The 11,830-nt window shown below is 73.7% G+C and carries 9 protein-coding genes; 4 read left to right on the plus strand and 5 right to left on the minus strand.

The annotated features are described in order from the left end of the window. Positions 1 to 1,640 precede the first annotated feature (1,640 nt). The 4 genes from ABD358_RS21035 to ABD358_RS21050 all read left to right on the plus strand — a co-directional run bounded on the left by ABD358_RS21035 (position 1,641) and on the right by ABD358_RS21050 (position 5,333). Positions 1,641 to 2,342, plus strand: coding sequence for a hypothetical protein (locus ABD358_RS21035; RefSeq protein ID WP_344632653.1), 702 nt, complete (start codon positions 1,641 to 1,643; stop codon positions 2,340 to 2,342). Next, on the plus strand, positions 2,339 to 2,785 hold the full coding sequence (locus ABD358_RS21040; RefSeq protein ID WP_344632654.1) for a helix-turn-helix domain-containing protein: 447 nt from the start codon (positions 2,339 to 2,341) through the stop codon (positions 2,783 to 2,785). The genes ABD358_RS21035 and ABD358_RS21040 overlap by 4 nt, the downstream gene beginning before the upstream one ends. Positions 2,786 to 3,158: 373 nt before the next feature. Then, complete coding sequence (locus ABD358_RS21045; protein ID WP_344632655.1) at positions 3,159 to 4,163, plus strand: oxidoreductase; 1,005 nt, start codon at positions 3,159 to 3,161, stop codon at positions 4,161 to 4,163. 177 nt (positions 4,164 to 4,340) lie between these two features. Continuing rightward, positions 4,341 to 5,333, plus strand: coding sequence for a hypothetical protein (locus tag ABD358_RS21050; protein WP_344632656.1), 993 nt, complete (start codon positions 4,341 to 4,343; stop codon positions 5,331 to 5,333). Between the two features lie 108 nt (positions 5,334 to 5,441). Here the strand turns inward: ABD358_RS21050 and metK are convergent, their stop codons facing one another. The 5 genes from metK to ABD358_RS21075 form a co-directional block, all read right to left on the minus strand. Continuing rightward, positions 5,442 to 6,650 carry a methionine adenosyltransferase gene (gene metK, locus ABD358_RS21055; protein ID WP_344632657.1) on the minus strand — a complete coding sequence of 403 codons (1,209 nt, stop codon included), beginning with the start codon at positions 6,648 to 6,650 and terminating at the stop codon, positions 5,442 to 5,444. 12 nt (positions 6,651 to 6,662) lie between these two features. Further along, entirely contained in the window at positions 6,663 to 7,763 is a 1,101-nt protein-coding gene (locus tag ABD358_RS21060; protein ID WP_344632658.1) for a GNAT family N-acetyltransferase, read from the minus strand. A 506-nt stretch (positions 7,764 to 8,269) separates the two neighbouring features. Continuing rightward, on the minus strand, positions 8,270 to 8,437 hold the full coding sequence (locus ABD358_RS21065; protein ID WP_344632659.1) for a hypothetical protein: 168 nt from the start codon (positions 8,435 to 8,437) through the stop codon (positions 8,270 to 8,272). A gap of 117 nt (positions 8,438 to 8,554) precedes the next feature. Beyond that, positions 8,555 to 10,360: an NAD(P)H-dependent oxidoreductase gene (locus ABD358_RS21070; RefSeq protein ID WP_344632660.1), complete on the minus strand. Its 1,806-nt coding sequence runs from the start codon at positions 10,358 to 10,360 to the stop codon at positions 8,555 to 8,557. 397 nt (positions 10,361 to 10,757) lie between these two features. Continuing rightward, a complete protein-coding gene (locus tag ABD358_RS21075) occupies positions 10,758 to 11,807 on the minus strand; it encodes a carboxymuconolactone decarboxylase family protein (RefSeq protein WP_344632661.1) in 1,050 nt (349 codons plus the stop codon). Between the last annotated feature and the right edge of the window lie 23 nt (positions 11,808 to 11,830).

The following is an 11,830-nucleotide window of genomic DNA, read 5'->3' on the forward strand; positions in this document are numbered from 1 at the left end:
CGCCCGCCGCGCCTGCGCGAAGCGCAGGCGGCCCCCTTCGCTTCGCTCCGGGGGCCAGTTGGCCGGCCTCGCTTCGCTCGCCGCGCCCGTGCGGAGCACGGGCGGTTCCCTCCGCTTCGCTTCGGGAACCGAAGCCCTTCGCTTCGCTCCGGGGGAGCCAACTGGCCCCCTTCGCTTCGCTCCGGGGGCCAGTTGGCCGGCCTCGCTTCGCTCGCCCGCACTTCCCGCCCGCTGCGCGCCCGGGCTCGGCGCTGCGCGCCTCGCGCAGCGAGGGCGTCTTCGCTGCGCTCGACACCTGAGGGGGCGTCCGTGCTGTGCATGGAAGTGCCCGGCTCGCTTCGCTCGCCGCGCCCGCGCGAAGCGCGGGCGGCTCCCTCCGCTTCGCTCCGGGAGCCACCGGGAACCGAAGGCCCTCCGCAAGCCGGAAGGTCTGAACGCCTCGCTGCGCTTGCTCGACCTGAAGGGCGACCCGCCGCGCGGGCCGAGAGGGGTTCCGCTGCGCTCCACCCCCGAAACCGGGCCCAGTCACAGTGGAGGTGAACAGCCGTCAACGCATGAATGGGAGTGGGGGCCTGGTCCGTTGCACGGGCCAGGCCTACTACAGCGAGAGCGAGCCGGGGCAGTCGACGAAAGTGACGGACAATCACAGAACCGCCGTCCCGCAAAAATTGACAGATCCCCTCGTCTGGAGATGCACTGCTGTGTAGATTCTGGGAAACCATGCCACATCCCGGAAGGGGTTGTGGCCGCGGATCCAGAGAGTTCCAAAACCTGTGCGGGACGCCTCAAGGAGCGGACTCGTATCTTGGCGGGGAAGCCGAAGTACCCTTCGGCACACCGTTCGAGCCCACAGCGCGTGCGGCTGTGCCCACAGCGCATGCGGCTGTGGTGTGAGGCCTGAAACCATCTGGTCCTTGGTTCGCTGCCTCCTCAGCTTCCCCTCAGCGCATCGAACGCTGATGACATCGATGGTGCTGCCCTGCCCGTTCCTCCCATGGCGACCCCGGCCACAGAACGCCCGCCCTCACGGCGTGACACGGGCACGACGGAGTGCGGAGGCCACCGGAGCTGCGCGGCCCCCAGGGCCGCGCAGCGGAACCACCCACCGGCCCCGACCACTCTTGCCTGCTTCAACCGTCACGGCCGGTACCACCCGAGACTCAGCACCGCTGGTGCCGTCCACCGGCCCGCACCTGGAACACGGCGCCGCACGCGAAGCGACACAAGCCACGACGGTGCCCGGGCCGCGCCTGCTCCCAACTTCTGCCACTCATATGTAGGTGGACGAAGAAGGTGCAGGTCACAGCGTTGTGGGTCTCGAGTTATGTACCTGCTGGGGGGACATATCTCTGGCGATGTGTCCCGGCTGAGGGGACACATCGCCTGCTCAATGTCAACTGGAGGCGACACTGTTTCCGACCTGGTGTCAAGTGGAGGCGACATGGTTCCCGACCTGGTGTCAAGTGGAGGCGACATCCCGAGGCGGATGTGTCCGGCGTGGGTCCGGCGGGGGGAGGGGAGATCTGTCACCCCTGGGGGACACAACTCGCACAGGATGTCGTGTTGAAGCGACATGAATGTCAAGCGGGGGTGACATACTGCTGGGCGTCCGGAGATCAACAGCTTGGAGATGCAGCCTCGTGTCGACAGAGCCGCAGCGCCGCCGTACGAGCGCCTCGGGGGCGCCACAGCCGAGGCTGCCGCTGAACGACCCGGCCGACGCCTGGGACAGGCCTCTGCGGCCCGTCAAGGACCTGGACGACGTCGCCCGCGCCTACCCCGGCCGCAAGCTCACGCTGGACAGCGAACGGAAGCCGCTGGAGTTCTACGGGCCGCCGGACCAGCCGACCGCCTTCTCCATGGACAGTCTGGAGTTCTTCCTGGTCATCGCGCAGTTCTTCCGCGAGGCGCTGCCTCTGCGGCTGATCCTGCTGATGATCGCCTGCCAGAGGGCGGGCGGACGCATCCACCTGACCCAGGAGGAGATGGCGCACGTCCTGGACGTCGCGCGCACCAAGGTGAACGAGGCGCTGCAGGAGATCATGTCCCACGGCATCGTGTTCCGGGTGAAGCGCGGCGTGTACCAGTTCAATCCGCCGTACTCCTACCGGGTTGCCGAGTTCATTCCGGGAACAGAGACCATCGAGCCGGAGTACGTGCGGGTCGACCAGCACGTGACCATTGCGAAGATCAGGTCGGATGAGAGTCTGCCCGATCTGGTGCGCTTCCCCTCACTGGAGAGGATGCGCCAGGAAATCGAGCGGCTGCGCGAGGAACGGGCGAGAATGCGTGCCGAGCGCCGCCGCGGGCGGACGCAGCAGAAGAAGGGCACCGAACAGTGAGCGGTCTGCATTTCGCCGCAGTGAACGCGGAAGGCGTCGTCGCCGACCTGGACCTACTGCCCGCGGCCTACCGCGTGCTGCTGAAACTGCGCGCCCACAGTGAGCCGGGCGGCCGCATCGAGATCGACCAGATCACCATCGCCCAGATGCTGGGCCTGAGCCGGGCCGCCGTCAACGCGGCCCTGCGCGACCTGGACCTGGCACAGCTGGTGAAGAAGCAGCGTCCCGGCATCTACCAGCTCAACCCCATGCTCGCCGCCTACCACTCCCCCGAGGACGCCATCGCAGCGGTCAAGGCGATGCCGAAGCACGAACGCCTCAACTCCCCCGACTTCGTCGAGCGCTACCGCCAGGCCGTCGCGGCCTACCAGGACCAGCTCGCCGAGAAGCGTCGGCGCCGGGACGACGCCAAGCGCCGCCAGAACCTCAAAGCCGTGTCCTGACCCGGCGCCCCCTCCTCGTCGCGACGGCGCCGCACTCCCACGGTGCGGCGCCGTTCTCGTGCGGCGGCGTGCTGCACGGTGAAGTCCTCAAAGCCGCCGACTCCCCGAATCCGCTCGGCCCGCCGGAATGCGCACTCTGGAAGTTGGCCGCCCGGAGCCCGGCTGCCGAGGATGAGGACCCGATTCGCACCTCGGCGAAGGGAGCGATGGTGCCGTACGCGGCGGTCGCCGGCGGTCTCCCCCGGATCGGCGGGCCGCCGGCCCGGCATCCGGCCCCGGGCCGCCACGGTTCCTCCGCCGAACCCGTTGTAACCACCGGTACGGGGCCGCGTGCCGGCGCGCCACCCGTTCCCCGTTCCCACAGGAGGGCGACGTGGACTGGTCCATGGCGGACATCCCCCACCAGCGGGGCAGGATCGTACTGATCACCGGCGGTTCCGGCGGGATCGGCCTGGAGACGGCCAGGGCGCTCGCGGCCCGCGGGGCCCACACCGTCCTCGCCTGCCGGGACGTCCGGCGGGGCCGCGCCGCGGCGGACGCCCTGGACGGGCGTGCGGACGTCGTGCGGCTCGACCTGGCCTCGCTGGACTCGGTGCGGCAGGCGGCGGACGAGGTGCGACGCCGGTACGGGCGGCTCGATGTGCTCGTGAACAACGCCGGGGTGATGTTCCCCCCGCGCCCGTACACCGAGGACGGCTTCGAGGCGCATTTCGGCGTCAACCACCTGGGGCACTTCGCGCTGACGGGCCTGCTCCTGGACCTGATGCGGCAGGTACCCGGCTCGCGGGTCGTCACCGTGGCGAGCCTGGCGCACCGGATCGCCCCGGGCGGTTTCGACGCGGACGGGGCCCGGTCGGGGGACGGGCGGCGGTCCGTCGCCGCCTACGGGCGTTCCAAGCTGGCGAATCTGATGTTCTCCCGCGAGTTGCAGAGGCGGCTCGCCGACGAGGGGGCGGGGACCGTGTCGGTCGCCGCGCACCCGGGCCTGTCGGCGACCGGGCTGTGGCACGGCGACGCACCGGCGCTGCTGCGGCCGGTGAGCCGGATCGCCCTGCGGGCCCTCGCCCGGCCGCAGGGCCGGGCGGCGGAGCCGGTGCTGCGGGCGGCCACGGACCACCGCGTGCCGGGGGGCGCGTACCTGGGGCCGGGGAGGCTTTTCGAGACGCGGGGCGCGCCGGTGCCCGTGGGGTCCGGCCGGAACGCCCGGAGCGTGCGGGAGCAGCGCCGGCTGTGGGAGCTGTCGGAGGAGCTGACCGGGGTGCGGTACGGGCGGCCGTCCCGCGGGGAGCGGGAGGGGCGGGCCGCGGCCGGCGCAGGCCGGGACGGAGGGCCGTCCGGAGGGGCTCTGCCCCGTCACCGCCCGCGCGGGGCGGCCTGAAGCACCGCCTCGCGCGGGCGGTGACGGGGCAGGGGCCGCGGACCGCGGGAGGGCGGGCCGGGCGCCTTGTTCAAGTGCTTTTCTCCGGGATTGCCGTTCTCGGCCCGAACAGCCGTCCGGCGGCTGAACGTCCCCTACGGTCGACGCACCATCGGAGAACGGCAGAAGGGTCTTTCCGTGTATTCCGTTCTGGACAGGACTTCCGGCACACGGCGCGTTCCTCCCGTCTCGTCCGACGACGGCCGGCCGCGTTCGCTGTTCGTCAACGGCCACTTCCCCCGCCGGCGCGGGCTGGTGGTCTCCGTCGCCGCGCTGTTCGGATTCGCGCTGACGGTCGTGTGGTCCCACGAGTTCGTCGACCAGACCATCGGCGCCAACGTCGCCGGCGCGCTGCTGGGTCAGGACGCCGCGACGGCGTCCCTCGGCAGTTCCCTGATCGGCATCGCGTTCGCCCTGGCGACCGGTGTCGCGGGAACGTTCACCGCGTGCAACGTGGCGGTGTTCAGCGCGGTGGCCCCGCTGGCCGGGCAGGCCCGGTCGCGCCGCGGCCGGCTGGTGCAGCTCCTCAGGCCGCTGGGGTACCTGGCGGCCGGAGCCGTGGCCGTGTCGTCCGTCTACGGCGTGATCGTCGCGCTGGTGGGCACCGGCATGCCGCAGTTCCAGCTCGGTTCCCCGGGAGCGAGCGGTTTCCCGCCGGTCCTGATACAGGCCATGGTGACCTACGGGATCATCGGCGCCGTGCTGGTGTGGCTGGGGCTGGCCTCGCTGGGGTGGGTTCCCGACCCGCTGGCGCGGGTGTCCGCGCGTTTCCCGAACGCGCCCCTGGTCGTCATGGGCGCCCTCGTCGGCGGTTTCCTCATCGGCCGCCCCTACCCCCTGTTCCGGCGTCTGTTCCACGACGCGGCCGAGAGCGGCAACCCCCTCTACGGGGCGGCGGCCTTCTCGCTCCAGGCGCTGGGCAATCTGGTGGTGATGGGCGTGCTGTTCGTCCTGATCTCCCTGCTGGCGGGCGAACGGCTGCACCGCTGGATGTCGGCGCGCCCCAGCCGCGCCTCCGCGGTGATCGCCGCGGCCTTCGTCGCGGCGGGGGTCTTCATGGTCCTGTACTGGGACGTGCGCATGCTGGCCCGCCGGGATCTGATCTGGTTCCCCATGGCGCCCTGGGCGTGAGGCGTTCCGGCCGGAACGGCGGCACCACCGACGGCACCACCGACACGGCCCGGCTCGCGGCGGGGGAAACCGCCGCGAGCCGGGCCGGTGACGTGCCGTCGGGGGCCGCTACAGGCCGGCGGCCTTGCGCAGCGCATCGGTGCGGTCGGTGCGCTCCCAGGTGAAGTCCTCCAGCTCCCGCCCGAAGTGCCCGTACGCGGCGGTCTGCGCATAGATCGGCCGCAGCAGGTCCAGATCCCGGATGATCGCCGCCGGCCGCAGATCGAACACCTCACCGATCGCCTGCTGGATCCGCTCCACCTCCACCGTGTGGGTGCCGAAGGTCTCCACGAACAACCCCACCGGCTCGGCCTTGCCGATCGCGTACGCCACCTGCACCTCACACCGCGCGGCCAGCCCGGCGGCCACCACGTTCTTGGCCACCCACCGCATCGCATACGCGGCCGACCGGTCCACCTTCGACGGATCCTTGCCCGAGAACGCCCCGCCCCCGTGCCGGGCCATCCCCCCATAGGTGTCGATGATGATCTTCCGGCCGGTCAGCCCCGCATCCCCCATCGGCCCGCCGATCTCGAACCGCCCGGTCGGATTGACCAGCAGCCGGTACCCGTCGGTGTCCAGCTTGATCCCGTCCGCCTCCAGCCCGGCCAGCACGTGCTCCACCACGAACTCCCGGATGTCCGGCGCCAGCAGCGACTCCAGATCGATGTCGCTCGCGTGCTGCGAGGAGACCACCACGGTGTCCAGCCGCACCGCCTTGTCCCCGGCGTACTCGATGGTCACCTGGGTCTTGCCGTCCGGCCGCAGATACGGCACCGTGCCGTTCTTGCGCACCTCGGTCAGCCGCCGGGAGAGCCGGTGCGCCAGATGTATCGGCAGCGGCATCAGCTCCGGCGTCTCGTCACAGGCATAGCCGAACATCAGCCCCTGATCACCGGCGCCCTGCCGGTCCAGCTCGTCCTCGTCCCCCTCCACCCGGGTCTCATAGGCGGTGTCCACGCCCTGGGCGATGTCCGGGGACTGCGCCCCGATCGACACCGACACCCCGCACGAGGCGCCGTCGAAGCCCTTCTTGGAGGAGTCGTAGCCGATGGCCAGGATCTTCTCCCGCACCAGGGTGGGGATGTCCGCGTAGGCGGCGGTGGTCACCTCGCCGGCCACGTGCACCAGACCGGTGGTGATCATCGTCTCCACCGCCACCCGGGAGGTGGGATCCTGGGCGAGCAGGGCATCGAGGATGGTGTCGCTGATCTGATCGGCGATCTTGTCGGGGTGGCCCTCGGTCACGGACTCCGAGGTGAACAGGCGTACCGTCATGTCGTCATCTCCTCAGATCCGCGCATCGCTGTGCGGATCTCCTCGACGGCATCCGGGTCCGGGCAGGCGTGGGCGGCTCGCGCGGGATCCGGATGCTCGCGTGTCTTCGGGTGGTCGGGGGTCGCCGGGGGAGCGGAGCCGGCCGTGCTCCTCCCGTCCGGCGCGGCCGGCTCCGGACGGGCCCCTGACGTACTGGGTGACCGCGTACTCCCCCGTCACGGCCAGTGCCTCGTACAGGTCGTGGCGGCTTTCGAGCCGGGAGGAGTCCAGTGCCACCAGGGCGCGGCCGCAGCCCGCCTCCCGCAGCCGGTCGAGGGCCGCTCCGATCAGGACGAGCCCGACGCCCCTGCCGCGGAAGGCCGGAGCCACGGCCATGTCGACGATCCGTCCTCTGCCCTCCCACGCCTGCGCGAGGACGTGGCCGGCGGGGGTGCCGTCGAACTCCATGAGCAGGGACACCCCCACACGCCGCGCGGTGGCGGCGCCGAGCTGCTCCAGGCGGGCGCGGAAGGTCTCGGGGCCGAGTGTCCTGGCCCCGGTGGTCCGGGTGCGGAGGTGGATGTCGTACAGGGCCCGCGTGTCGTCCGACGCGCTGTCGACCTGCCGGATGCGGCCGCCCTCGGGCAGTTCGGCGGGGAGCGCCGCGCGGGACAGGTCGATCTCGCAGCGGTTGTACGTGATCTGCCTCAGGAAGCCCGCCTCCTGGAGCACGCGGGGGACCACCGGGTCGCCGTTCAGCACACCGCAGAGGGTGGCGGGGCGGCTGCCGCCGCACTCGCGGGAGAGTTCGTCGGCGCGCCGGAGAAGGCGGGTGACCAGTTCGCGCGCGATGCGGTCGCTGCCGTCGGGCAGCACGGTGAGGGTGCAGTCCAGTGAGGGGCCGCCCCTCGCGGTCAGGGCCGCCCAGGCGACGACCTCGCCCTGCGGCCTGATCACGCACCAGCTGTCGCGGAGGGCGTCGTGCGCCGGGTGGCCGGTCTCGAGGAGGATGTCCCCGCCCGTGCACCAGGCGGTACCGGTGATGGCCCTCTCGTAGGCGCGGACGAGCCGGACGAGGCTGTCCAGCCGTACTTCGGCGGCGCTCTTCACGGTGAGTGGCGAGGGTAGAGCCATGCGTCGCGGGCTCCCTTTCTGGAGACGGTGCGCGGCGGCCGTGGTCGTCGCGCACACGTGGATTGCTCAGGCCCTCCACGCCACCGGAAATCCCGCGGCGGAATTATGCCGATCCCATGAGAAGTGCATCCTTTCAGGTGAAGGGCGGCTCTCGGACCCAAGGGAATGTTTTCGTTCCGCAGCCTGCGGCACCGGTACCGCAGAGGTATTCGGATGCTAACGGCAAGCCGCTGACCTGGTGTTATCCGAGAATGCTGAGCATGTCCGGAGCCATGTGACAGGCAGCGGCCGTGTTTTCCGAATCGCCATTCGGATTTCCTGCGGTCCCGGCGGTGCCCGTGAACCCACCGGCCGGTCCGGTGTGGCGGCCCGTGCCGGTGCGCGGGCCCTCTCCGCGGCGCGGCGGCGCGGGTGGCTCCGCCCCGCCCGGCCGCCGCCCAGGCCGCCGCCCAAGCCGTCTCTCCGGGCCGGGCGGGCGCGTCCGTGCGCGCCCGCGCGCGCCCGGCTCAGATGGCCTCCCCCAGCAGGTGGGACTCCAGTTCGGAGGAGAGCCGGGCGCCGAGTCCCTCCCCGGGCTCCCTCGTGATCCGGAGCCACTCCTCGAACTCCGTGTCCCCGTCGGCGGATCCGGCCGTGCCCGGGTGGTCCCGGCCCTCCTCGTCGGGTGCGGTCATGTTCCCCACTCCTTCCTCTCGTCTTCCTCCCGGCCCGGTGGACGCGGACGGGACGCGGCGTGCTCCCGGTGGCCCGGGCCCCCGGGGCCCCGGGCGGGCACGCCCCCGGCGGTCCTCTCAGGCCACCGCGCCGAGGAGCGGCGGCCGCCCGGCGGCCGCGCGGGCCCCGCCCATCCACAGGACCTGGGAGATCATCCGCATCAGCCGTTCCTCCTCGGGCGGCACCGGCCCGTCCGCGGACGGCGGCGCGGGCGCCCGGGACACGGCCACTCCCACCGGGGTGGGCCAGCCGCGTACCGCGTGGCCGATGGTGCGGAGCGTGGCCAGGGTGGAGGCGGCGCCCTCGGGGGCGGCCCCGACGGCGACGCAGCCTATGGGGCGCCCGTCCAGGTAGGGCTCCGGCCCCTCCAGGTCGTTGATGTAGTCGAGGGCGTTCTTCAGCAGGCCCGAGACGGTTCCGTGGTAAGTCGGGGAGACCAGGACGACGCCGTCGGCGCGGCGCAGCTCCGACAGGAACTCCTCCACCGCGGGGTGCGTGGAGGCGAGGCCCGGCCGGTAGGCGGGGAAGTCTATCTCGGCTCCCGGGAAGACCCTGGCCGTCGCGCCCTGGTCGGCGCAGCGCAGCGCGCACCAGTCGGCCACGCGGTCGGAGGTCGATCCCCGGCGGAGGGAGCCGCTGACCAGGACGATGTGCGGCCCGGCGCCCCCCGGCACGCGGTCCGGTGTCTCGCGGGCCGCCGGGAGGCGCAGCTCCGTGCGGTGGGCGGGGGACCTGCGGCCGGAGGCGCCGGCGGCCCCGTGCGCGGCCGGTTCCGCCCGGGTGCCGCCGTGTCCCGTTCCGGCCCTGCCGGGCTCCCGGCCCGGCACGTCCCGGCGGCGCGCGGTGGGCACCGCCGCCCCGGTCCGCTCCAGGCGTTCGCGCTGGAAGGCGGCGAGCGCGGAGGGCACGTCGTCGTGGGCGGCCATGGCGTCGGCGAGGACGAGGGCGTCCTCCATGGCCGTGCCCGCTCCCCGGCCGGGGACCGATGCCTCGTGGCGCGCGGCGTCGCCGAGCAGGACGACCCGGCCGTCGGCCCAGCGGGGGGCCGGGGCGCGGCCGCGGAGGTCGGCCACGGCGATGTCCCGCGGGTCGGTGTCCCTGACCAGGTCCACCACGGGCGGGTACCAGCCGGTGAGCGCGGCGATCAGGTCCGTCCGCGCGCGGGCGGGCCCCTTGGCGGGCCAGATCCCGGGCGGCGAGGCGATCGTGGCGTTCCAGCACAGGGTGTCCCCGCCGACCGGGGTGACGCACAGCCGGATGCCGCGGCTGCCGACCGTGTACGGCCGCCGCTCCAGGACGGACCCGCGGACGCAGCCGGACACCGAGGCGTGCCCGCGGTGCTCGGCGGGGCCGTCCGCGAGCATCCGCCGCCGGACGGCCGAGTCGGCGCCGTCCGCGGCGACCAGGGCGGAGCATTCGAGGGTCTTGCCGTCCGACAGCCGGACGGTGACGCCGTCGCCGTGCTGGGTGTAGTCCTCGACGGCGGTGGCGAGCAGCACCGCCGCGCCCGCGGTGAGGGACTCGTCGAGCAGGGCCCGCTGCAGGGCGGAGCGCAGGATCAGGATCCGCGGGGCGTCCGGCGTCTCCTCCGCGGCGTCCGCGGGCTCCTCGGCCAGGATCTTTCCCGCCTCGTCCATCACCAGCCGGACCTCGCCGGGCCGGGGGACGTGGCCGGTCTCCCTGAGGCGGGCGCCCAGGGTGCCGCCGAGCGCGTCGGCGGCCCGTACTCCGCCGGGGTGGAGGACCAGGCCCGCGCCGCGGGTGCCGATCCGTCCGGCCCGTTCGATCACGGTGACGTCGATGCCCCGCCGGGCCAGCGCGACGGCGGTCGCCAGTCCGCCGATGCCGCCGCCCGCGACGGCCACTGTTCTCCTCTTGGCCATGGTTCAGCTCTCCTGTCCGTGTGTGCGGGCGCCCGGTGCCGGGCCGGTCGCCCGCACGGGACGGGCCCATGGGCGGTGCGCCGAGCCGGGCCGCCGGGGAGGCGGGTTCCGGGTGCGCCGGGGATGCCGTGGAGGTGTGCCGGACGCCCCGTGGCCGCCGGGCGCGTCCCGTGCGGGCGGTTGCCGGAGGGAGGCCCCGGGCCGGTGCCCGGGGCGGGGCCGGCCGTCCCTCCCAGGCCGTGGGGTGTCCTGCTCCCTCCCGGGGGCGGTGTGTGCGCTCCCCGGCCCGCGGGAGGGAGGGCCGCGGCGGCCGGACGGAACCGGCCGGACAGGGCGGGACCGGGGGAGCCGCGGACCCCTCCGGAGGGGCGGCAGGCTCCGCGGCAGGATGACGGCTTCATCGGCCCGGCCGGTTCCCCGGGGCCGCCGGCGGGTGGCGGGAAGCGAGCCGGGAGGTGAGGAGGACCGCGGTCCTCAGGGACGCCCAGGCGGTGAGCTCCACCAGTTCCCGGTCGCCGGGGTACCGCTCGCGGAAGGAGGCGACGTCGGCTTCGGTGACCTGGTACGGGGCGAGCGCGGTGAGCAGCGCGAGCCGGGCGGCGGGCAGGTCCGCCGGGCGCAGGGGACCGGCGAGCGCCTCCCCCAGCCAGGAGCGGCCGAGGCCGGGCGGGGACCCGTCCCAGCCGTCGAGCCGGGACGCCAGGGCCCGGCGGACCGGCGGGGGGACCCAGCGGGCCCCGTCCTCGACGGCGGCGGCCGAGCGTCCGAGGGCGTCCGCCACCACCGGGTCGGCCCGTGCCCACTCCAGACCGGGCGGCAGCGGCGCGGCGGGCAGCAGGCCGTTGCTCTCGCCGGGCCGCGGGGGGCCGGCGGCCGGGCTCATGGCCCTGGCGACCGTGCGCAGGATCGGGCCGCGCACGGCCGCGGGGGTGCGCGCGGGTACGGGCGAGTCGTCGAGGAAGACGCCGACCATGCGGTTGAGGTAGTGGAAGGCGAGGACCACACCGAGGATCTCGGGGGCCTCCTCGGCGGTGAACGGGGGCCGTTCGCCGCGGCCGGCGCCGGACCGGATCCACTCGGCGGCCCCGGCTCCGGGCGCGTCCGGCGCCGGCCGCCGGAGGGTCTCCAGCGCGGCCCGGTGGACGTCGACGCAGTAGGGGCAGGAGTTGCCCCGGGACACCTCGGCCGCGACCGCCTCCTTGACGGCCCGGCCGACGCGGCCCTCGACCAGCAGGGTCTCGCGCAGCAGCAGCCAGCTCGCGGCGAGGGCCCGGGGAGCTCCGGAGTGCAGGGCCAGGGGCGGTGCGATGATCCCGAAGTCCCGTTCGGCCTGCGCGTACACGCGGGCCACCAGCCCCCGGGCGCGGCCGGGGGGAACGGCCCCGACGTGGTGGATGTCCCGCAGGGAGCCGCGCAGCACGGCCCGTACGATCGTCCTCGTCGTCATCTGTGTGCCTTCCTGGAGCGCGG

The organism is Streptomyces glaucosporus (assembly GCF_039533345.1).
GTDB classification, from domain to species: Bacteria; Actinomycetota; Actinomycetes; order Streptomycetales; family Streptomycetaceae; genus Streptomyces; species Streptomyces glaucosporus.